We start from the raw sequence: 22,239 nt of genomic DNA on the forward strand, positions 1-22,239 counted from the left end.
GCTCTCCCAGGGTTTGACTTCCGAGCTGTGACGGCGCCGCACCCCGATCAGGCGCCGCCCATCACCCGACGCACCCCTTCCCCATCCCCCATCGCGGCGCCGCGCGACCTCCCCGATGCGCGACGTGCCGACCTCCACCGCTGGGACGGTCAGCGGCGCCGCCGTGCGCGCTCCGGCCCATCGCGGGGCGCCTGCCGCGGCCACGTTCGAGACGTGATCGGCACACGTCTCGGCTGCTTCCTCACGAGAGGGACCAACCGATCATGATTCGCAGAGTGCTGCTGATCGCCGCCCTTGTCCTGGCCGGGATGGGCGTCAACGCCGCCCCGGCATTCGCGGCCGACTTCTCGGTACTGATCTTCAGCAAGACCGCGGGGTTCCGGCACGACGCCATCCCCGCCGGGATCGCCGCGATCCAGCAACTGGGCGCGCAGAACAACTTCGCGGTCGAGGCGACCGAGGACGCCTCCCAGTTCACCGACACGAACCTGGCCCGGTTCAAAGCGGTGATCTGGCTGTCTACCACCGGCGACGTGCTCGACGCGACCCAGCAGGCCGCATTCGAGCGCTATCTTCGCGCCGGCGGCGGCTATGTCGGCGTACACGCCGCTTCCGACACCGAATACGACTGGCCCTGGTACGGCAACCTCGTCGGCGCCTACTTCGCGAGCCACCCGGCGATCCAGCCGGTCACCGTCCGCATCGAGGACACCGCTCACCCGTCCAACGCGGGCATCCCGGTGAACTGGAACCGCACCGACGAGCTCTACAACTACCGCACCAACCCCCGCTCGCAGGTGCACGTCCTCGCGAATCTCAACGAGGCCACGTACACCGGCGGCAGCATGAACGGCGACCACCCGATCTCGTGGTGCCGGCCCTACGACGGCGGCCGGTCCTGGTACACCGGCCTCGGCCACACCCAGGAGAGCTACACCGAGGCCCACTTCCGCACCCACCTGCTCGGCGGCATCAGGTACGCCGCGCAGAACGTCGGCAACTGCTCGGTGCAGGCTCCCGCCGGCACGTTCAGCCAGGTCAACCTGGCCAAGGGCGCGGCCGAGACCGGGGAGCCGATGGGTCTCACCGTGCTGCCCAACCGGGGTGTGCTGCACACCTCGCGCAACGGCGTCATCCGGTACACCGATGTCAACGGCAACACCAAGGTCGCGTTGACGTTGCCGGTCTACAGCCACGACGAGGAGGGTCTGCAGAGCATCAAGGCCGACCCGAACTTCGCCACCAACCGCTGGGTGTACGTCTATTACGCGCCACCGCTGAGCACACCCGGCGGCGACGCTCCGTCCACGGGCACGGCGGCGCAGTTCGCGCCGTTCAACGGCTCCAACAAGCTGGGCCGGTTCACCGTGCGCGACGACAACACGATCGACCCGGCCTCGCTGGTGACGATCCTCGACGTGCCGACCAGCCGCGGGCTGTGCTGCCACGTCGGCGGTGACATCGACTTCGACGCCGCCGGCAACCTGTACCTGTCCACCGGTGACGACACCAACCCGTTCGACTCGGCCGGTTTCGCGCCGCTCGACGAGCGGGCCGACCGCAACCCCGCCTACGACGCGCAGCGCACCTCGGGCAACAGCAACGACCTGCGCGGCAAGGTGCTGCGGATCAAGCCGGGCGCGACCGGTGGCTACACCGTCCCGGGTGGCAACATGTTCGCCCCGGGCACGCCGAACACCAGGCCCGAGGTGTACGCCATGGGCTTCCGCAACCCGTTCAAGATGAGCGTCGACAAGGCCACCGGCGTCGTCTACCTCGGCGACTACGGCCCCGACGCCGGCTCGGCCGACCCGCAGCGCGGGCCCGCGGGCACCGTCTCGTTCGAGCGGATCACCCGGCCCGGCTTTTTCGGCTGGCCGTACTGCTCCAACTACAACACCCCCTACCAGGAATACGCGTTCCCGACCGGGCCGTCCTCCGGTGCGTACAACTGTGCCGGTGGGCCGACGAACAACTCGCGGAACAACACCGGCATCACCGCGCTGCCGGCGTCGCAGGCGGCGTGGCTGCCCTACGGCGGGCAGGGTCCGTGGCGGCCCGAGCTGGGTGGGGGCGGGCCCATGGGCGGCCCGGTCTACCACTACGACCCGGCGCTGGCCTCCGATGTGAAGTTCCCGGCGTCATACGACAAAAAGGTCTTGCTCGGGGAATTCACCAGCCGCTGGATCAAGGCGGTCACCCTGAACGGCGACGGCACGGCCGGGGCGATCGAGCCGATCCCGTGGACCGGCACGGCGATCATGGACATGGAGTTCGGGCCGGACGGCGCCCTGTACGTGCTCGACTACGGCACGACGTGGTTCGGCGGGGACGAGAACTCGGCTCTCTACCGGATCGAGTACAACAGTGGTGGCAACCGGGCTCCGATCGCCCAGGCCTCCGCCACCCCGTCGTCCGGCGCGGCGCCGCTGACCGTGCAGTTCAGCTCGGCGGGCAGCAACGACCCGGACGGCGACCCGATCACGTACGCCTGGGACTTCACCAGCAACGGCAGCACCGACTCCACGGCGGCCAACCCGGCGTTCACCTACCCGGCCAACGGTGAATACACCGCGACACTGACGGTACGGGATTCCGGCGGCAAGACCTCGACGGCCAGTACGGTCGTCGGCGTCGGCCGGCCTTCCATCCAGCTGATCGCCCCGCCCGACGGATCGGTGTTCCAGTTCGGCGACCTGGTGCCGTACGAGATCAGAGTCACCGATCCGAACGCGGGCACCATCGACTGCAACCGGGTCGTGCTCAACTACGTGCTCGGCCACGACAGCCACGGTCACCCGATCACCAGCAAGAACGGTTGCAGCGGCTCGATCCAGACCACTGTCGACGGGGAGCACGACGCGAGCGCGAACATCTTCGGGGTGCTCGCCGCGGAGTACACCCCTGTCGCCGGCGTCCCGGTCCAGGCTCAGCACCTGCTGCAACCGCGGACCCGGCAGGCCGAACACCTCAGCACCATGAACGGCGTCCAGGTCGTCGCCAAGGCCAACGCGCACGGCGGCAATGCTGTCGGGTACATCGAGAACGGGGACTGGATCTCCTTCGCCCGCTACAACCTGGCCGGCGTCACCGGCATCAAAGCGCGCGTCGCCTCGGCCGGCGTCGGGGGCACGCTGACCGTGCGGACCGGCTCGCCGACCGGCCCGGTGGCCGGCACGCTGCAAGTCGCCCCGACCGGCGGCTGGGAGACGTGGGCCGACGTCACCGGGACGATCAGCGCACCGGCCGGCACGCAGCAGTTGTACCTGGTGTTCACCGGCGGCGCGGGGTCGCTGTTCGACATCGACGACTTCACGTTCACCTCCGGCGGCACCACCCCGCCGCAGTCGGGCAACCTGGCGTTGAACAAGCCGGCCACGGCGTCCAGCACCGAGGCGGTCGCCTACCCGGCCTCCGCGGCGGTGGACGGTTCGCTGACCAGCCGGTGGGCGAGCGCCTTCGCCGACCCGCAGTGGATCCAGGTCGACCTCGGTCAGTCCTACCCCATCAATCGGGTCAAGTTGACCTGGGAGGCGGCGTACGGTTCCGCGTACCAGATCCAGACGTCGGCCAACGGGACGACGTGGACCACGGCCCGGACGATCACCGGCGGCGACGGAGCGGTCGACGATCACACCGCGCTGGCCGCCACCGGCCGGTACGTGCGGATCAACGGCACAGCCCGCGCCACCGCCTGGGGCTACTCACTGTTCGAGTTCGAGGTCTACTCCTGATCGAGCAGACCGCGTACGACGGGGTGCGGAGATCCTCGGGGTCTCCGCACCCGACGAACCACCCGACGCACCGGGCCTGACGAGCCCGACCTCCGGAACGACACCGACCTGTTCGACGCCGGTGTCGCCCACACCATCAAGATCACCTTCCGGGACGCCGACTATCAGCGCCTGCTCGACTCGTTCTGGGAGGAAGGCGAGAAGGACTTCCTCGAGGCCGACCTGACCGTCGACGGGGTCACCGTCACCAGCGTCGGCATCCGGCTCAAGGGCAATTCGACCCTGTCCGGCCTCACCCGCAACGGCCAGGCCCGGCAGAACGGCTTCGGACCAGGCCGGGCCGGCGACGCCGAAGGAGCAGCCCGTGGCTTCCCCGGCGGCGGCCGGCTGCCCGAAGGCGGTCAGATACCGGAGGGCCGGGTGCCGGCCGGCGGGCAGGGCTTCCCGGGCGGCGGCCGGGGCGGGCCTCGCGGCATGGGCGGCAACAAGCTCAAGGAGCGGTTCCTGGGCAGCACGGCGTTCAAGACCCGGTACGAGGACGCCTACCGCGACATGTACCAGAAGATCTACGGCAACGCCGCCGCCCTGAACGCTCTCGAGTCCGCCCTGAAGGTGCTGGCCACGGTGGACGGGTACGACGAGCAGGCCACCAGCAGCGAGGCCGACCGGCTACGGACCCTGCTGCAGCAGCGTTCCGCCTATCTCGCCACCCGCGACGTCACCAGGACCTCCTGATCGAGGGTCCGGCCGTTCTACCGGGCAGCCGGCACCCCCGTCCCCAGGCGTCGAACCGCGACGCCGGCCTCGGGAAGAGACCTTGACTTTCCCGGTGTCAGGAGAATGCTGATGATCTACATCGGAGTGTTCACGGGGAGGTTCCATGCGGATCACGAAGGTTTTCGCGGTCGTTGCCGCGGCCGCCGCGCTACTGCTGTCGCCGGTCGGCAGCGCACCAGCCGGCGCGGCGATCGCCATGGAGTTCGACAAGGGAACGTCGGCTGTGTCGTACGAGCTCACCAACGACAGTGCGTGCACGCTCTACGCCTACGGGGCCGGTTGCTTCGAGCCCAACGGCGACTTCTTCTACGTGACCGACCGCCTCAGCGACGGCCACTCGGCCGCCGTGTTCTGGCGCAACTACTATCCCGGCGACACCCTTTACCGCAACGGCGCGTGCTTCAACACCGCCGGTGTCGACACCGCCCGGGTCTGCAACAAGAACATGCGGGAGGACTCGAAGGTGCAGTTCCGTGTGTGCGCCGCGGAGTGGAGCACCAAGGTCACCACCGTCTGCAGCCCGTGGTCCCCGCTCGTGAAGGTGGACCCCGCCGCGTAGACGTGGACTGATGCCGGTTCGTGCCTCAGAATTGCCGGTCCGGCACCGATCTGTCTGGCATGGGTTCTGAGCTCACCTCGTCGGCGACGGTTCGCCGGCTCGGCGTCGCCGCCGCGGTGCTCTTGAGTGTCGGCCTGATTGCCGGGATCGGCACCTATCTCGCGCGCACAACCTCGTCCGCTCGGGCCAAAGTCATCAGCGAGTACGAGACCCGGGCCATCACCTCAGCGGACCTGATCGCCGGAACACTGGCCGGCAGCGACTCCAAGACCCGGGCCACCGGCGAGGATTCGTTCGCCGGAGACCTCGCCGACCTGCGAGCCCAGATCGGCCGGCAAGAGGTCGGCGCACCCTGGTATGCCGTGCTCGAGGCCGACGGCGATCGGCTGATCGCGGACCCGGTGACGAAGGAGGCGGAAACCGCAGGCCTGGCGGCGGACGCGGGCTTCCGGATCGCGACGCGGACCGGGAAGCTCGCGTTCGGCGAGGTGCGGACCGATGCGGGTGGGTCGTACGCGCTCGCGTTCCAGCCCTTCGACACCCCCCGCGGCGGGCGGATGCTGGCCATTCCGGTCAGCTTGGCCGATCTCTCCACCATCCTCGCCGGCACCCTCGACCGCACCTTCAGCACCTCGTACGTCGTCGACGAGTACGGCCGGATTGTCGTCTCCTCCCAGGACGGGCTGGCCGGGTCGCCGCTGGCCGACACCGCCTTGCTCGCCGCCGCGACGCGGAGCACTCACGGCGCCCACGGCGACCGGTACTTCGTCGCGCGGCCGGTCGCCGGCAGCGACTGGCGGCTGATCCTGACCACCTCGACCTCGAAGCTGCTGGCCCCCGTCCAGGCCAACGCCAAGGCGGCCTGGCTGATGTTCACCGCGTTCGCGATCGCGATGGTCATCATCGTGCTGATCGGGTATTCCGTCCTGCGCGGCTCAGCGCGGCTGGCTCAGGCGCGGATGCACGACGCCCTGACCGGGCTGCCCAACCGGGCACTGTTCCTGGAGCGCGCCGACGCCGTGATCGCCGACTGGCGCCGCAAACGGCTGACCGGCGACACCGGTCCGGTGGCGGCCCTGTTCCTCGACCTGGACGGCTTCAAACCGGTGAACGACACCTACGGCCACGCCGCCGGCGACGCGCTGCTCAAGCAGGTGGCGCTCCGGCTGATCGAGGCCACCCGGCCGGAGGACATGGTGAGCCGCTTCGGCGGCGACGAGTTCCTCGTGCTCTGCCGCAAGCTGCACACCGAGCAGGACGCGGTGGCGGTCGCCGACCGGATCCGTGACTACGTGTCCGAGCCGTTCGAGATCGACGGCCGCACCGTACGGATCGGCGTGTCCATCGGCGTCGCGATGCTCGACGAGCAGGCACCGGAGGCGGCCGCCCTGATCCACCGGGCTGACCTCGCGCTCTACCGGGCCAAGGAGGGCGGCCGCGGCCGCGTCGAAGTTTTCGAGTCACCGGCGACGCCAGAACCGTCGGCATCATCGCTCGGCCCGGCCGACCACAGTTCCCGCTGACCGCCGACGCCGGTCAGGCGACTTTGACCGCACCGCCGTCCACGAGGAGGTTGGTGCCGATCAGGCTCGGCATGGCCGGCGAGGACAGCAGGAGGATCGCGCGGGCGATCTCGTCCGGCTCGGCGAGCTGCCCGGTGAGCATGCCGGTCTGCTCCGGCGCGCCGGCGAGCAACGCTGCGTGGTCGACGCCCATGGCGCCGGCCGCCCGGGCCAGGAAGCCGTCCTTGCCCGCGGTCAGATTCGTGCGCGTGGCCGCCGGGCTGACGACGTTCACCCGTACGCCGGAAGGAGCCAGCTTCTCGGCGAGGGCGCGGGAGAACATGTTGAGGCCCGCCTTGGCCGTGACGTAGTGCAACGGGTTGGCGCTCATCGCCCGCCCGGCGTGTGAGCTGACGTTGACGATGGAGCCCTTCGCCTCGGTCAGGGCGGGGAGCGCAGCCCGCGTCACGCGCACCGCCGACCGCAGGTTGAGCCCGAGGCTCGTGTCCCACACGTCCTCGTCACCGTCCAGCGGGTCGCCGAACGCCTCGAGCGGCATCTCGCCGCCGCCGGCGTTGTTCACCAGCACGTCGAGCCGTGGATCGGCCTCGAGCACGGCCTCGACCATGCGTCGCGCCCCGTCGGTGCCGGACAGGTCGGCGGCCACGAAGGCCGCCCCGGTGGCCTCGAGTTCCGCGGTCAAGGTCCGGGACGTGCCGACGACGGTGGCGCCCTCGGCCAGGAAGGCCCGGACGGTGGCGAGCCCGATCCCCTTGCTAGCCCCGGTCACGAGGACACGCTTACCCACCAACTGCAGATCCATCTGGTTCTCCTCTGTATGTCTTGTAGAAGAAAATGCAACACCTTATTGTCTTCGGAGTCAATAACTGAGTCACCTAAGTCTCAGTTAGGCTCCGAGTAGGCTCCGGTCATGAGTGCAGCCACCTCGCCGAGGCGCGTCCGGGCGGACGCCGAGCGGAGCACTGCCCGCATCCTCGACGCGGCCCGGGCCGTCCTCGCCGATGACCCGAACGCGTCACTCGAGCGCATCGCCGACGCGGCGGGGCTGGCCCGGGCCACCGTCCACCGGCGGTTCGCGTCCCGGGCGGCTTTGCTCGAGACGCTGTCGGCTCGGCTCAACGCGCTCTTCCTCGACGTGGTGCGCCGGGCCCGCGTGGCCACGGCCCCGCCCCTGGTCGCACTGCACCGCGCCACCGAGCTGATCTTCGAGCTCAAGCTGAGTCATCGCTCCGTCATGATGGCCACCATGGACGCGGGCACCGGCCGGACGATGCTGAGCCCGGAAGTCCGCGAAGGCGTGGACCTGCTCTTCGCCCGGCTGCACGCCGCCGGCGCCGTCGCCGCCGGCAATCCGGACTGGTGCCGCCGCATCTACTTGGCGGTGCTCAACGAGGTCGACCTGCTGCCGGCCGACGACCCCGAGCTCACCCCCGGTGCGGGCGACGAGCTCGGCGCCCGCACCAACCTCACGGTCCGCACAGTGCTGGGCGCGCTGGGTGCGCATCCCGACGCCGTCGCGTCCTTCGCCCCGGCCCCGTCCGGCGATTCCGAGACACGTCGCCCGGTCACCTGACGGGCCTTGACTGCGCCGAGCCCCCGTACGGGTGGCGTCCGTCCGGCGAGGTAGTCCCACCCCTACCCGAGGGTGATCCGCAACGGCTCCGTGGGCTGACGCCGCAGCCGGTACCGCGCGCCCACGCTTCGGTGCATGGATCTGATGCACCTGATCGACCCGGTGATGTCCGCGCCGCTGCTCTACCCGCTGCTGGCGGGCCTGAGCAGTCTGGACGGCGTCGTGCCGGTCGTCCCGTCCGAGGCGGCGGTCCTGACGGCGGGTGTGCTGGCCCGCACCGGGTCGGCGAGCCTGGTGCTGGTCGTCGTGGCCACCGCTGCCGGAGTGTTCATCGGCGACCACCTCGCGTACGGCCTGAGCCGCAGCGCTTCCAGCCCGCGGTTGCTCGGCCGGTCACCGCGCTTTCGCCGTGCCGTGACCGAAGCGGGCCGGCAGCTCGAGCACCGGGCAGGCCCATTGATCGTGGCCTCACGGTTCCTGCCCGGTGGTCGCGTGACGATGAACGTCGCCGCCGGCACGGCCGGGGTGCCACTGTCGCGGTTCAGCCCGGCCTCGGCGATCGCGGCGCTGGCCTGGGCGGCGTACATCGCCGGTCTGGGCGTGCTGGGCGGCACGGCGTTCGCTGAGCGGCCGTTGCTCGGCGTCGCTGTCGGGCTGGGGGCGTCGCTTCTGGTCGGCAGCATCGTGGAACTGACCCGGCGTCGCCTCACCGCTCGACCCCACCGCCATGCCGGGAAGCCGGCCGGGGCCGGGAAACGCGAGCTTCGGGCCTCGGTCGCGACGATGACGGTCGCGGCCGTGCTGGCCGCACCCGGCGCAGCAGTTGCCGGGCCGGTCGGCCGGATCCCCGAGCATGCGGCCGTCGCATCGTCGGCGGTGACCCGATGACCCGGGCAACCGGCTCGAACGACGTCGTGCGGCAGCGCGACCGGTTCATAGACGGGCTCCGGGCCCTGGCCATCCTGGGCGTCGTGAGCGGCCACTGGCTGGTCGGCGCCTTGGTCGAGACCCGAGCGGGTGGTCTGCGGATCGACAGTCCGATGCGATATCTGGAGTGGCTGCATCCGGCTACCTGGTTTCTGCAGATGCTGGGCTTGTTCTTTCTCGTCGGCGGTTACACGGCGGCGCAGGGACTCCACCGGGCGAGGGCCCGTGGTGAGACCGACATCGCCTGGGTGCGCCGCCGGCTGTGGCGGATCGGGCGGCCGGTTGTCGCCGCGACAATGATCCTGGCCGTGGCGCTGCCCTTGCTCGGTCTTCTCGGGCTCAGCGCGGGCACCGCGCGGACCACCGTCGTGCTGTTCGTGCAGCCGCTGTGGTTCATGGGCGTCTACGCGGTGACAACCTCCCTCACGCCGTACGCGTTACGGCTGGACCGCCGTGGTGGGCTCTGGGTGATTCCGGCGTTCGCGGCCGCGGTGGCGGCGGTGGACCTGGCGCGCTTCGGCCTGGACGGCACGCCGGCCGCGGTCGGATATCTGAGTGTGCTGCCGGCCTGGGCCTTCGCCTACCAACTGGGCGTGGCCTGGTCCAGCGGGCGTGTCGACCGGCGGATCGCGGGCGGTCTGCTCGCCGGCGGACTGGCTCTTTTCGTGGTCCTGCTGGTCGTGCTGAAGTATCCGGTGAGTCTGGTGAGTGTGCCCGGCGCCATGCGCTCCAACTCGAACCCGCCGTCGCTGATGGTGCCGGCCCTCGCCGCGATCCAGGCGGGTGGCGCGCTGCTGATGCGCGAGCGCATCGAGCGGTTGCTGCGCCGGCCCCGGGTCTGGGCCGTCGTGGCTGCGCTCAACCTGAGCGCGATGAGCATCTTCTGCTGGCACCAAGTGGCGCTCGTCGGCGTCTCGGAGGTGGCGCGCCGGTTCGGCACACTGCCCGGCCTCGGCGACGCGCCCGGCGACGGCGGCTGGGTCGCCGCCCGGCTCGCCTGGTATCCGGTGCTCGCGGTCGTGCTGGCCGGCCTGGTGGTGCTGGTACGCCGGTACGAGCACCCGGTGCCCCGGGGTCCCGTACAACCAGCGAAGACTGCGGCGTCGACCGAACCGGTCAGCCACTGAGTCCGGGCCGGTCGGATCAGTGGCTACCCCACCGATGAATGCCTGATTCCCGGCTCAGGCATCGTGCCCGTGCGGGCTCTGCGGCGTCCCCTTACGGTCCATCGCCTCCGCCGCCGGCGGATCCGCGCCGGGGCCCAGGACAGGTCCTAGTTCAGCTCAGGCACCTTCAGGCCCAATTGCCGGAACGCGATGGTGTTCGCGCGGCGCAGCACGTCGATCTGAGCGGCGTTGTAGAACACGGCCATGGCGTCGGCCAGGGTCTGCCGGTTGCTGTGCTTGCCGGTCGACAGCCGAGCCACCGGATCTCGCATCCAGGGATAGTCGACCAGGCGTTGCACAAGGGCCGGCACGAGTCGCTCGACCAGGTGCCGGCGAGCCGCCTCATCGGCGTCCGGCGGTAGGGCCTCGAGCTCGCGGCCGATCAGATCGGTATCGGCTTCGGCCATCCGGCGGAAGTCTTTCAGTACGTCGTCGTCATACAGCTGGCCGTAGACGTGCAGAAGCGACGTGTCGATCTCCGACAATCGCGACGCCACGGATTCAAAGCCCGCCGGGACATGAGCCGGGGCGTCGCCACGGATGATTGTCGCGATCGTCGACCGCATCTCCCCGAGCTGCTCGACCTTGGCCGAGAGGGCGGCGTCGAGCTGTCGCATCATCTCCGGGTCGAGGTCGCCGTCCCGGTCGAGCTCAGCGATCTGGGCCAGAGACAGCCCCATGTCGGCGAGTTGCCGGATGCGCAGCAGGGTGACCAGATGCTGAACGTCGTACTGCTTGTAGCCGTTGTGCCGGCGCTCCGGTTCCGCGAGCAGGCCCACTCGGTGGTAGTGCCGGACGGCATTGACCGTCGTGCCGGCCAGTTCAGCGACCTCACGGGTACTCCAGGCCACTTCTCCCCCTCCTGCAGCCGACGATCCGGCGGCAACCTTACTGATCTTCTCGCCGGCTGGACGGGATAGTACTGCCGCCGGAGCCGAGGTCGCCGGCAGCAGCCTTCCAGGCCGGCGCGGTCTTGACTGTGTTGCGGCAACACACTGTTTGCTCGTGATCAGCATGGGTTGCTCGCCGACGAAGGAGAGACGCCGTGAAGGTCGGACAATGGCTTGTCGTCGCAGGTGTGGCCGTCGCACTGGCCGGCGCGACCCCGGCTCAAGCCACGGTTGCCCCGGATCGGAGCGGCGCAGCGGAGAGCCGCAAGGTGGACGCGGTACCGACGCCCCGGCTGAGCTGGGCGGCCTGTCTGGAGATCGCCGAGTGCGCCACCGTGCAGCTGCCGCTCGATTACGACCAGCCGCGCGGCGCCACCACCGACGTGGCCGTCCTGCGGGTCAAGGCCCGCGACCAGGCCAACCGGATCGGCAGCCTGTTCCTGAACCCGGGCGGGCCCGGCGTCTCGGCCACCCAGATCGCCCGTCTCGCGCCTTTCTTCCTGAGCGACGAGCTGCTCGATCGCTTCGACATCGTCGGCGTGGATCCGCGCGGTGTCGGCTCCAGCCGGCCCGTGCGGTGTTTCGCGTCGGCCGAGCAGCAGGCGCCGGCCCTGCGCGACCTGGGCGAGTTGTTCCCGGTCACGGAGGCGGAGAAGCGAGCGTTCGTCCGAGGTTCCCAGCGGTACGGCCGGGCGTGCTCGACCACCGGGCGGCCACTGGCCGGGTCGATGTCCACCGCCGAAGTAGCCCGTGATCATGACGTGCTGCGCCGCGCGGTCGGCGACGACAAGCTGACCTTCCTCGGCCTCAGCTACGGCAGTGTCCTCGGCCAGTACTACGCCAACATGTTCCCTGACCGCTTTCGCGCCCTGGTTGTCGACGGCGTGCTCGACGCGCGCGCTTGGGTCGGCAACACCCGGCAGATCCTCGATGAGCGGATCAACTCCTCCGGCGCCGCGTCCCGGGCGTTGTTCGAGATTCTGCGGCGGTGCGACCGGGCCGGCGAGACGGCCTGTGCCTTTGCGGCGGGCGACCCCGTACGCAACTTCGACACGATCGCCCGGCGGCTCAAGTCCAAGCCCCTGGTGATCGGAGACCGGACGATCACGTACGCGAGGTTCATCACCGACGTCCACACGGCCATGTACCTGCCGACGGCGGGCGAAGAGGTCACCGCCCTCGCCGCCGAGGTCCGGGACGCGCTCGACGGCGACACCGCGGCTCTGCTGAAGCGGCTCCGGACGGCCGGCGACCGGCCCTATGACAACAGCCGGGAAGCTGTCTTCGGCGTCCTCTGCACCGACGGCCGCTTCCCCGCCCGGGCCGCGCACTGGCCGGCCGCCGTAGCCGCCCGGGAGAAGAATGCCCCGTACTTCGGCGGCGGCGACCTGGTCTGGAAGGACAATGCGTGCGCGAGCAGCACGTGGACGGTGCGCGACGAGGACGCGTACACCGGCCCGTTCCATCGCCGCACCGCGGCACCCGTGCTGGTGGTGGGCAACTTCTGGGACCCGTCGACCAACTACGCGGGCGCGGTCTCCACGAGCCGGCTGTTGCCCAACTCACGGCTGCTGTCCAGCAACAACTGGGGCCACACCGCGTACGGGCGCGGTGCCTGTGCCACCGCCCTGATCGACGCCTACCTGCTGACCGGCACGCCGCCGGCCGGGAACCCGGTTTGCGCCGACGCTCCGCAGCCGTTCACGGGGAACACCGAAACGTTCGCCGAGAGCCGGGGCAAGCAACTGATTCCTGTCGTCGACCGGGCGTTCGCCCCCATTGCGGGGAACCAGGGAGCTTGACCCTGTTCCCGGAACACAGTGTCTGATGGGTCGAGGCTGCTCATTCCGTACAAGGGGAACTCATGAGCACTGGAACACCACCCACCCGGGCTTGGGACGCGGCCGAGTTGGCAGCTCTCGACGACGCGCCGCTGATTCGGGTCGCGGGGGCACGACCGGACGGGACACTTCGCTCCTTCGTCCTGATCGGGCATGTCCGCGTCGGCGACGACGAACTCATCCGCTCGCTGAACGGGACCGGCGGCAGTTGGTACCGGGGAGCCACCCGCACCGGTCAGGGCGCGATCGAGGTCGACGGCCGGCGGATCAAAGTGGCCTTCATCGTCGACCACGGGCGCGAGGACGAGGTCGACCACGCCCTGCGGGCCCGCTACGGCCGCGGCTTCGGCGTCCGCCGGATGACCAGACCATCAGCCCGAGAGGCGACGCTCCGCGTGGCACCGCTCGTCTGAGCCACCATTTCCGAACAGAAAGGCGCTGTCCCATGCACCTGACCATTCCTCGCGGACCGATCACGCTCGACGCCGAGCTGCACCTGCCGTATGAGCTCGACCAGACGAGGCCGCTGCCCGCGGTGGTGCTCTCCACACCCGGCAGCAGTGTCAAAGAGCAGATCGGCGCCAACTACGCCTCCCGCCTCGCCGCCCGGGGCATCGCCGCGCTGGTCTTCGACCCCGCATACCAGGGTCAGAGCGGCGGCGAACCCCGCGACCTGGAAGATCCGTACCAGCGGGGCGAGGACATCTCGTACGCCATCGACGCTCTCACCGCCCTGCCCGGCATCGACCCGCACCGCATCGGTGTGCTCGGCATCTGCGCCGGTGGCGGCTACGCGATTCACACGGCCCGCACCGACCACCGCATCAAAGCCGTCGGTGCGGTCGACCCGGGTGAGATCGGGGCCTCGTTCCGCAGCTTCCAGGCCGACGGACCGGTGGCCGCCCTCGACGCCATGGCCGAGGCCCGCCTCGAGGAGGTCCGCACCGGCGTGCTGCACCGGGACAACTGGCTGCCCGACACGATGGCCGAGGCCGAAGCGGCCGGCATCACCGACGTCGACCTGCTGCAGGCCATCAGGTACTACCGAACGGAACGGGGCATCAACGAGCACTCGACCAACCGCCGGCTCTCCCGCGGCGACACGCTCCTGCTCGGTTACGACGCCTTCCACCTGGTCGACCAGCTCATGACCCAGCCCCTGCTGCTCATCCTGGCCGAGAACCTCGAGGGCACCGGGTTCGACACCGCCGGCGAGCGGCTCTGGAAGCTCGCGCCCAACCCGGTCGAGCGCGTGATCGTCCCCCGGGCCCGCCACTACGAGATGTACGACATCCCCGAGTACGTCGACGCCGCCGTCGACCGGCTCGCCACGTTCTACGCCGACAGGCTGTGACTCAGCTCAGGTCGTCGACGGCCAGAAAGCCGGCCAGGCCGAGGAAGACAACACCGGTGCCCAGGTCGACCCGTCGTTGCGTACGGGCCGGGATGCCGGTGGCGCCCAGGCGGCGGCCGAGGCCGATGTAACCGAGCCCCACGACCAGTTCGATCAGCAGATAGACGGCGCCGAGCAGGGCCAGGTCGAGGCTCGCGCCCGGCGCCGTCGTGTCGGTGAACTGGGGCAGCAGCGCGGCGAACAACAGCAGCGCCTTGGGGTTGCTGATCGCCACCGCGAACTCGCGGGTGACGATCGATCGCCAGGCCCCACCCGCGTCCGCCGGCGCGACGCCCGGGCCGGCCGGGCGCAGGCCGCTGCGCAGGCTGGACACACCGAGCCAGGCCAGGTAGACCACGCCTACCCATTTGATCGTTTCGAGGGCCGTGCCGGACGCGATCAGCACCGCGCCCAGCCCGGCCACGACCAATCCGATCAGGACGACGAACGCGGCGAGGCGCCCGGCCACCCCGGCCATGGCCCGTGCGGCGCCGTACCGGACCGCGTTGCCGAGACCGAGCAGCTGGTTGGCCCCCGGGATCAGGGACACCAGCACGGCCGCGCCGAGGTATCCGGCCCAGTCAGTCATTTCTGCGTTCTCCCGCACCACCGTTGATCACTGTCCGGCCCACCCGACCACACGTTCCCACCACAGGGTCAAGGGTCACACCCCCGCCACATCCATCGATTTCTCGCGGAACTGCCGGGAGATGACGCCCTTCATCACGCGTTTGACAACGGGGTTGCGGAGCAGGTTCAGGGTGACGGTCCGGGCAGTCCGGTCCCGCCTGGTCTGCGGTACGAACATCACCAGGTCCCGGTGGGCGGTCGTCTGCACGGCACCGATGAAGGGCCGCAGCTTCTGCTCCCATTCACGCAGCGCCCGGACCGGATTACCGGGATTGCGCTGGAGTGTGGTTCCCAGCAGGTCCGCCCCCGCGAGCGCGCTGCTGGCGCCCATGCCGGAATAGAGCGTCAAGGACCAGGCGGCATCGCCCAGGAGGACTACCCGGCCGGTGTGCCAGGACGGCATGCGTACCTGGTAGGCGGCGTCGAACAGCGCGTCCCCGGCCGCCCCGAACTGGTGCACCAGATCCTCGAGCACGGGCCCCAGCGGTTCGGGGCCGAAGGCCCGGCGGATCGACTCGACCGGCGGCCGGCCGAACTCGGCCTGTTCGTCGGTCGTACGGTAGTTGAACAGCACTCCCGGCTGGTGGTCGGCGAAGGCGAAGACCCAGGCCGACCGTCCGGGCTCGGCCAGCACGAAGCCGTCACTGGCGCGGAACCCGGTCACCGGGCGCTGGAGGATGGTCGCACCGATCATGTGCCGGAACGGCAGCAGAAAGTCCTCGGGCGGGCCGAAGTGCAGGCTGCGCACCGTGGAGCGCAGCCCATCGGCGCCGACGACGAGGTCGAACCGTTCGGAGACGTCAGCCGGCCCGACCGGCGTCGTGGTCCGCAGAGTCACGAGCACGCCGTCGGCGTGCTCGTCGATCCTGACCGGTGTGGTCGCGTAGCGGATCTCGGCCCAGGGCGATACCGCGTCGAACAGCGCCGACTCGACGTCGCCGCGCAGGACGAGCCGGGGCGCGCCGGGCAGGTCGGCATGGCCCATCCCGGGCCGACGCCGCCCGGACCGGTCGATGTCGTAGTTGCGGGCGTCGTCGTCCAGGCGGTTGCCGATGGCGTCCAGAACACCGAGCCGTTCGGCCGCGGCCCGGCCGGTGCCGAAGAGGGCGATGAAGTAGCCGGGAGCCCGGCGTTCGGCCGCTCGCTCCACGAGCACGGTCTCCCACCCGATGTCGTGCAGGCGAAGAGCGGTGGCCAGGCCCCCGATCCCCATGCCGACGATGAGGGCACGCTGGGTCTTCATGACTGTTCCTCTACGGGCGATACCGGTTATTGACCAGAAAGCTATCACGAGTCATAAACTCTGTTCGATAGCATGCGGTCAGACGAGAGAAGGGGTCGCGAGGTGGCGCGTCCGGCACAGGACCGAACCGAGGTCATTCTGGCCGCGGCCCGGGCGCAGTTCCGCGAAGCCGGCGTCGACCGGGCCACTGTGGACGAGATCGCGGCCCGCGCCGGTGTGGGCAAGGGGACAGTTTTCCTCTACTGGCCGTCAAAAACGCGGCTGCACGAGGCGGTCGTCGGCCTCGAGGTGGCCCGGACGCTGGCCTCACTGGCCACGGGCCTGCGGCGCGACGAACTGCGCCTGAGTCTGGGCGCCATCGCCCGGCACGAGATCACCGCCGGCCTCGACCACCCGTCGACGGCGCCGTTACTGGCGAACCAGCTGACGTCCGCCCCCGCGCTGGCCGTCGCCCCGAGGCGTGCGCTCCGCCGCATCGTCGACGTCATGCGGTCGTACGACCTCGTCCGGGACCTCGACACCGACGACGTCATCGCGGGCATGGAAGTGGCCATGACGGGCGCCCTGGTGCGGGCGCTCGGCGAGCCGCCGGAGCGGCCGACGATCCTGACGGCGCTCGAACACCTCGTGTCCTCGGCCTACGACCGGCTCGACGGACCCGTCGAGAGTGTCGCGGCCGCGGTGCCCGAGGTGCTCGAGGCCCTGGAGGACGCCGTCGACGCCCTCGTCGCCGCCGCCGCGCCCGACCGGCCCACCACGGCCCGGCTGCGGCCGTACGAACGCCCACCGGCCGAGGCCCCCACCGGAGCCAGGCATTGACCGGCGTTCTCAGTCCCTGAGCGGCTGCACCGGGAAGTAGCCGACCGCCCGGGTTGACCGTGTGGCACGAACACGGTTTCCAATGCATCTGCGCGGCCGACGAACTCGACGAGACCCGGGAGGACTGCGATGTTCCGTACCCATGCCCACAACGCCTTGCTGGTGGCCGGGGTCGCCCTGACCATGTGCGGATGCGGCTCGGCAAGTCCGACGGACGCCGCGGCGCCGGTGTCGCCGGAGGCGCCGGCCTCAGCCACGACCGCGCCCACGACGAGGCCCGCGCCCGAGCCCACCACGACCACCGGCCGGCCGACCCGCACCCCAGCCGCGGGCAGCGGCGGTGACGGACCGATCCTCAGCGGCCGGCGGCAGGTCGCCATCCGGCCGGCGGGTGGCCCCGAGGGTGTCCTGGCCGTCGACGGGCGGGGCCGGCTCAACCTCACCGACGGGGGGTCCGACTTCGCGCTCTTCGTCTTGGTGCCGGTCCGCGACGGGCTGCACCAGATCCGTACGGCCAGGGCCGGCGCCGGCGGGGAGCCGTCCTGCATGGGCGTCAAGAACAACGGGGCCGATCCGCTTACCGTCGTCGCCGCGGCTTGCGACACGCGGCGCGCGGGGCAACTGTTCCGGGTACGCACGGCGCCCGAGGCGTCAGCGGACGGCTACGGCATCAGCAACCAGGGTGCCTACCTGCAGATCTCCCCCGAGCGCGGCCTCATCGCGGAGGAACTGAGCGACGCCCCGCTGCGGACCGTCTACACGTTCGTCGACAACGGCGCGGCACCGGCACAACCCGGCAGCTGACCTCTCCCGCTTCCTCGGAAGGACATCGTCACATGACTGAGGCTTCGCCTCTGACGCTCGACCGCTACCTCGCCGCCACCGACCGCGCGGTCGCCGACAAGGCGGCCCTGGACGACCTGCTCGGCCTGTTCGCTCCGGATGCCGTGGTGCAGATCGACGACACCCCGGTCCAGGGCGCGGCGGCCATCCGTGAGTTCTATCAGGGGTTCGTCGCTTTCCACACCGCGACCAAGCACTACTGGAACACCACGGTGCTGCCGGACGGCCGCCAACGGGTGGAGTGGGTGTGCGCGGCCCGCACGATCGACGGCGCGGTCATCACCGTCGCCGGCATCGAGCACGCGGTCATCGGGCCGGACGGGCGCATCGTCGAACTGCGCAACACCTTCACCCGCCGGCCCGGTTGACCGGAACGCCGGTTCAGGGCGCGGCGATGCCGCCGTCGGCATGCCGGTCGCGGTCGCCCGAGCCGGCCGCTGGCTCGACTTTCGGTTCCTGCCAGACGAGCACGACGACCACGGCGATCAGGAAGACGGCCGTCAGTGCGGTCGGAACGGGGATGATCGGGTCGATGAGGACGAGGAGGGCCCCCGCCGGAACAACCGCGTTGATGACGCCGTTGGCCACGGGGCGGATCACGAGCAGCCAGACGCCGAGCATGAAGACGGCAATCGGGACGGTGTAGGCGAAGGACGCGCCTGGCGGGTGCAATTCGCTGTGACCGGTGAGGACGTCGATCTCCACTTCGATTCCGGCCGAGAAGGCGCCGGCCGCGGCGAAGATGAAGTAGTGGCCGTAGCCGTACAAGAAGGTCTTGGAGAACCCGTCGATGGTGTGGTGATGCGGGGCCCAGAAGTAGATCCACCACAGCCCCGCGGTGACGATCAGGGTGAGCGCCGAGATCATGATGAGCGGGCCGAGAGAATCCGCCTCGCGAAGCGCCTCGATGATGGCGTTCGCCGAAGCGAGCAGGCTCTCACCCAGCAGAATGAGGGCGAAGAGCCCGTGCCGCTCGGCCAGGTGGTGCGGGTGCCACGGAGTCCCGCCGCGGCGCTCGGCCACCACGGGCACGGTGAGCTCGGCCGCCACCAGGATCAGGAACACTACGGGCAGGGCGTCGGCAGGAAGCAGCAGACTGGTCAGCCAGAGGATCTGCACCAGGGTGACGCCGGTCGCATAGGTGAGGGCGGAGCGGCGCGTGTCCGAAGCCGCCCGCGCAGCGCGGAGCCACTGCCCGACCAGCGCGAACCGCATGAGCACGTACGACAGGACGACGAGGGCGAAGTCGTGGTCGGAAAAGACGGGTTCGATGCCGGAGGCGAGGACGAGGACGCCGCCCATCTGGACGATGGTCATCAGCCGGTAGAGCCAGTCGCCGGTGTCGAACGAGGTGGCGAACCAGGTGAAGTTCACCCAGGCCCACCAGATGCCGAAAAACACGAAGGCGTACGTGAGGACGCCCTCGAAGATGTGCCCCTCGGTCAGCTCATGGTGGAGCTGAACCGAGGCGATACTGACGGCGACGACGAACACCAGGTCGAAGAACAGCTCAAGATTGGACGCGCTTCGGCCGGGCTCGTGGGGGTTGCGCGGCCGCATCGGCACGAGCCGGTAACGACTGTGGGGTGCTGCCATCATCTGCCCTTACTCGGATTGCGAAGGTTGAGGACCGCAGACGACCGGAGCGCCCGTCGTAGGTCAGCCCCCTTGTCGCGGCCGGACGGCTCCTACTGAAAACCGTGTTCCCACAACACAGTCAAGAAACTGCGCCACGCCACCGCGGCCGGACGGTGTCACCGGCGGCCCCAGAACAGACGGCAGGTCGTCGGGAACCGGTAGCCGCCGTCCGGCTCCCGGTAGGTGCCAGCCCTCTCGATGATGCGGGACACGGCCTCCGCTCGGCCGGCGGGCTCCAGCGACGTGAAGAAGGCGCCGAAAGGAGTGTGCTCGAGCACGTCGACGAGTGAGTCCCGGTCCGGGATGCGGGTGTCCCAGCTGAGCGGGGCCTCCTCGACAGTGGTGACGCCGGCGCGCAGCAGAAGGTCAGCTCGATGTCCCGGATCCGCCAGGTAGTTGATCGCCGACGGGTCAGGGAGCGACTCACCCCCGGGAAAACCGCTCAGGACCGATCGGAACAACGTGATCAGGGTGTTCAGCTCGCTTCGGTCCCACACCGCGAACGAGTAGGCGGCGCCGGGCCGCAACACCCGGGTCGCCTCGGCCAACGACAGGTCGAGGGTCTGATGATCCAGCATCAGGAAGGCAAAACGGGAGACGAGCAGGTCGACCGACGCCGACGCGACGGCCGTGTCACTCATCAGCCTGGTCTCGAACGTCGTGTTGTCGAAGCCGAGGCTGCGGGCCTTGGCCCGGGCGATCTCGACCATCAGGTCCGCCCGGTCGACGCCCAGCAACCGGACCGCCGGGTGACGCGTCCTGACCGTCAACCCCGGCTCGCCGGTACCGCACCCCAGGTCGAGGACGAACGCACCCGGCGCCGGGTCGGGCAATCGTTCCACAATCGCTTCGGCGACCGGCCGGATGAGGAACTCGAGCCGGTCCCAACCCCGGGCGGCCTCGTTGTAGTCGGGTTGGCCGAGGCTGGAGGGCGAGATCTGCCGGGCGAGTTGCCGCCGGCGATGAGCATCACCGCCCATAGTGCCGGAACGCGTTTCTGATCTCCGTGACCAGCACCGCGGGCTGCTCCCAGCCCGGGAAGTGGCCGCCCCGCTCCATCTCGTTCCAGCTGATCAGTTTGCGGAACCGGCGCTCGGCCCATCGCCGGGCGATCGGGTACGGCTCGCCGGGGAACAGCGAACACGCCGTGGGAACCTCGATCGGGCGGGCGTTCTCCGCCTCCGCGCCCAGCGGTGTGTCGCGGCGGGCCTCCCAGTACCACCGAGAACTGGAAGCTCCGGTACGGGTGAACCAGTACAGCGCGATGTTGTCCACCTGCCGTTGCAGCGGCACCCCGTCGTCGTCCGCGAACGCGGTCAACCTCTCACCCAGCCACGCGGCCAGCCCGGCCGGCGAGTCCAGCAGCGAATAGCCGATCGTCTGCGGTTTGGCACCGAGAACGATCGAGTGGGTGCCGTCCACGAACAGGAACTGATCGCGCTGGGCGATCATCGCCTGCTCCTTGGGGTCGGCGCTCTGGCGATCCTCGGGAAGGGGGGACGCGACGGGCATTGTCAGGTGCAGGCCGACCAGACGCTCGGGCACCTGGGTGGCGAGCTCGATGGTGACGAAAGCGCCCCAGTCGCCGCCGTGCGCGGCGAACCGCGAGTAGCCCAGTTCCGTCATCAGCGTGGCCCAGGCCCGCGCGGTCCGGGCCAATCCCCAGCCGGTTTCAGCGGGGCGGCCGCTGAAGCCGTACCCCGGCAGCGACGGAATCACCACGTGGAAGGCGTCCTCGGCCGAGCCGCCGTGCGCGACCGGATCGGTCAGCGGCCCGATCAGATCCTCGAACTCCAGCACGGACCCGGGCCAGCCGTGGGTCAGCAGCAGCGGTACGGCCGACGGCTCGGGCGACCGCACATGCCAGAACGCGATGTCCAGTCCGTCGATGTGCGCCCGGTGGTGACCGATCGTGTTGAACCGTTCTTCCAGCTTCCGCCAGTCGTGGCCGCGCCAGGCCTCGAGCAGTGTCCGCAACCGGTCCAGGGAGACGCCTTGCGAGGGATCGGTCTCGAGCTCCGGCAGCCTCACCCGGTCGAGGCGCCGGGTCAGATCCACCAAGTCATCCTCGGGGATGTGGACGGGATAGGACTCGATCATGCGGCGCTCCTCGGTCAGTGCGAAATCGGTGTGCCGCCACCTCTGAAGCGGGCAGCAGGCCGGAGACGGCGCGTCTGTCCGCCGGCCCCCAGAAGATCAACTTTGCGCCTCGGTGGTCGCGTGAAGCTCACACGTGCGCGGCTCCCGCGCTGCCGGACGCGCCTCGGGTGTCCTGAAGACCGCCACGGGCATCGCCGTCCGTCCTTCCACTAGGTACGCCGTCGGCCACGAACTCGGCGGACCGTCCCCGTCCGAGCCGAGCCGCTCTTGTGCCTCTCCAGTGGAAACCATGTCGTTGCGACACAGTCAAGCCGAGTGAGCCGCGACAACGCCGCCCGGCGCTCGCCCCAGGTGGGCCGCGTGTCGCCGAGACTGCTAGCGGCCCGTCTTTCGCTGGTGAGCGCGCCAGGTCGTGGCCCGAGTGTCCGGGTCGCCGGTCGCACGGGCTTCAGCCGGTGAGCCACTTGTTTTGTGCGGCGCCGAAAGGCGCGAGCTCGGCCGAGCAGCCGTAGGCGCCGGCCGCAGGTCCGCCGACGCCGCGCTGGGGCGCCCCGAACGTCTTGTGGAGCCTGAACATGCAGAC

General features: G+C 70.0%; 20 protein-coding genes. 13 read left to right on the plus strand and 7 right to left on the minus strand.

Going from position 1 to position 22,239, the window contains the following annotated elements:
- The first annotated feature begins 263 nt into the window (after nt 1–263).
- The 4 genes from BKA14_RS17605 (at nt 264) to BKA14_RS17620 (ending at nt 6,593) form a co-directional block, all read left to right on the plus strand.
- Entirely contained in the window at nt 264–3,734 is a 3,471-nt protein-coding gene (locus BKA14_RS17605) for a ThuA domain-containing protein (RefSeq protein ID WP_184952021.1), read from the plus strand.
- Between the two features lie 420 nt (nt 3,735–4,154).
- Complete coding sequence (locus BKA14_RS17610) at nt 4,155–4,469, plus strand: hypothetical protein (RefSeq protein ID WP_184952022.1); 315 nt, start codon at nt 4,155–4,157, stop codon at nt 4,467–4,469.
- Between the two features lie 145 nt (nt 4,470–4,614).
- The gene (locus BKA14_RS17615) at nt 4,615–5,070 is read left to right on the plus strand and encodes a hypothetical protein (RefSeq protein WP_184952023.1); all 456 of its coding nucleotides are present in this window, start codon (nt 4,615–4,617) and stop codon (nt 5,068–5,070) included.
- Nucleotides 5,071–5,129: 59 nt separating this feature from the next.
- On the plus strand, nt 5,130–6,593 hold the full coding sequence (locus BKA14_RS17620) for a GGDEF domain-containing protein (RefSeq protein ID WP_184952024.1): 1,464 nt from the start codon (nt 5,130–5,132) through the stop codon (nt 6,591–6,593).
- Nucleotides 6,594–6,606: 13 nt separating this feature from the next.
- On the opposite strand, the gene BKA14_RS17625 is transcribed toward BKA14_RS17620, so the two are convergent.
- Nucleotides 6,607–7,395 carry an SDR family NAD(P)-dependent oxidoreductase gene (locus BKA14_RS17625; protein ID WP_184952025.1) on the minus strand — a complete coding sequence of 263 codons (789 nt, stop codon included), beginning with the start codon at nt 7,393–7,395 and terminating at the stop codon, nt 6,607–6,609.
- A gap of 108 nt (nt 7,396–7,503) precedes the next feature.
- Between BKA14_RS17625 and BKA14_RS17630 the strand changes: the two genes are divergently transcribed.
- The 3 genes from BKA14_RS17630 to BKA14_RS17640 all read left to right on the plus strand — a co-directional run bounded on the left by BKA14_RS17630 (nt 7,504) and on the right by BKA14_RS17640 (nt 10,220).
- Nucleotides 7,504–8,166 carry a TetR/AcrR family transcriptional regulator gene (locus BKA14_RS17630; RefSeq protein ID WP_184952026.1) on the plus strand — a complete coding sequence of 221 codons (663 nt, stop codon included), beginning with the start codon at nt 7,504–7,506 and terminating at the stop codon, nt 8,164–8,166.
- Nucleotides 8,167–8,301: 135 nt separating this feature from the next.
- Nucleotides 8,302–9,054: a DedA family protein gene (locus tag BKA14_RS17635; RefSeq protein ID WP_184952027.1), complete on the plus strand. Its 753-nt coding sequence runs from the start codon at nt 8,302–8,304 to the stop codon at nt 9,052–9,054.
- Nucleotides 9,051–10,220, plus strand: a complete 1,170-nt coding sequence (locus tag BKA14_RS17640; RefSeq protein ID WP_184952028.1) for an acyltransferase family protein — start codon at nt 9,051–9,053, stop codon at nt 10,218–10,220. The genes BKA14_RS17635 and BKA14_RS17640 overlap by 4 nt, the downstream gene beginning before the upstream one ends.
- Before the next feature lie 146 nt (nt 10,221–10,366).
- Here BKA14_RS17640 and BKA14_RS17645 read toward each other — a convergent pair whose 3' ends face one another.
- Nucleotides 10,367–11,110, minus strand: a complete 744-nt coding sequence (locus BKA14_RS17645) for a helix-turn-helix domain-containing protein (RefSeq protein WP_203722890.1) — start codon at nt 11,108–11,110, stop codon at nt 10,367–10,369.
- 194 nt (nt 11,111–11,304) lie between these two features.
- Here BKA14_RS17645 and BKA14_RS17650 point away from each other — a divergent pair, with 194 nt between their 5' ends.
- From BKA14_RS17650 to BKA14_RS17660, 3 genes are all read left to right on the plus strand, one after another.
- A complete protein-coding gene (locus BKA14_RS17650; protein ID WP_184952030.1) occupies nt 11,305–12,951 on the plus strand; it encodes an alpha/beta hydrolase in 1,647 nt (548 codons plus the stop codon).
- Nucleotides 12,952–13,013: 62 nt separating this feature from the next.
- Nucleotides 13,014–13,403: a DUF2255 family protein gene (locus BKA14_RS17655; RefSeq protein WP_184952031.1), complete on the plus strand. Its 390-nt coding sequence runs from the start codon at nt 13,014–13,016 to the stop codon at nt 13,401–13,403.
- Nucleotides 13,404–13,435: 32 nt separating this feature from the next.
- Nucleotides 13,436–14,344 (plus strand): alpha/beta hydrolase, encoded by a 909-nt coding sequence (locus tag BKA14_RS17660; protein WP_184952032.1) that lies wholly within the window; start codon nt 13,436–13,438, stop codon nt 14,342–14,344.
- 1 nt (nt 14,345) lies between these two features.
- Here BKA14_RS17660 and BKA14_RS17665 read toward each other — a convergent pair whose 3' ends face one another.
- Complete coding sequence (locus BKA14_RS17665) at nt 14,346–14,972, minus strand: LysE family translocator (protein ID WP_184952033.1); 627 nt, start codon at nt 14,970–14,972, stop codon at nt 14,346–14,348.
- Between the two features lie 75 nt (nt 14,973–15,047).
- Nucleotides 15,048–16,256: an FAD-dependent monooxygenase gene (locus tag BKA14_RS17670; RefSeq protein WP_184952034.1), complete on the minus strand. Its 1,209-nt coding sequence runs from the start codon at nt 16,254–16,256 to the stop codon at nt 15,048–15,050.
- Between the two features lie 102 nt (nt 16,257–16,358).
- On the opposite strand from BKA14_RS17670, the gene BKA14_RS17675 reads away from it, so the two are divergent.
- From BKA14_RS17675 to BKA14_RS17685, 3 genes are all read left to right on the plus strand, one after another.
- A complete protein-coding gene (locus tag BKA14_RS17675) occupies nt 16,359–17,075 on the plus strand; it encodes a TetR/AcrR family transcriptional regulator (RefSeq protein WP_184952035.1) in 717 nt (238 codons plus the stop codon).
- 129 nt (nt 17,076–17,204) lie between these two features.
- Nucleotides 17,205–17,879, plus strand: coding sequence for a hypothetical protein (locus tag BKA14_RS17680; protein ID WP_184952036.1), 675 nt, complete (start codon nt 17,205–17,207; stop codon nt 17,877–17,879).
- 32 nt (nt 17,880–17,911) lie between these two features.
- Entirely contained in the window at nt 17,912–18,286 is a 375-nt protein-coding gene (locus BKA14_RS17685) for a nuclear transport factor 2 family protein (protein ID WP_184952037.1), read from the plus strand.
- Nucleotides 18,287–18,299: 13 nt separating this feature from the next.
- Here the strand turns inward: BKA14_RS17685 and BKA14_RS17690 are convergent, their stop codons facing one another.
- The 3 genes from BKA14_RS17690 to BKA14_RS17700 form a co-directional block, all read right to left on the minus strand.
- Entirely contained in the window at nt 18,300–19,517 is a 1,218-nt protein-coding gene (locus tag BKA14_RS17690; RefSeq protein ID WP_221477278.1) for a low temperature requirement protein A, read from the minus strand.
- Nucleotides 19,518–19,672: 155 nt separating this feature from the next.
- Entirely contained in the window at nt 19,673–20,536 is an 864-nt protein-coding gene (locus BKA14_RS17695; protein ID WP_184952038.1) for a class I SAM-dependent methyltransferase, read from the minus strand.
- Nucleotides 20,526–21,656, minus strand: a complete 1,131-nt coding sequence (locus tag BKA14_RS17700; protein WP_184952039.1) for an epoxide hydrolase family protein — start codon at nt 21,654–21,656, stop codon at nt 20,526–20,528. The genes BKA14_RS17695 and BKA14_RS17700 overlap by 11 nt, the downstream gene beginning before the upstream one ends.
- Between the last annotated feature and the right edge of the window lie 583 nt (nt 21,657–22,239).

Origin of the sequence: Paractinoplanes abujensis (genome assembly GCF_014204895.1) — a bacterium.
GTDB lineage: Bacteria > Actinomycetota > Actinomycetes > Mycobacteriales > Micromonosporaceae > Actinoplanes > Actinoplanes abujensis.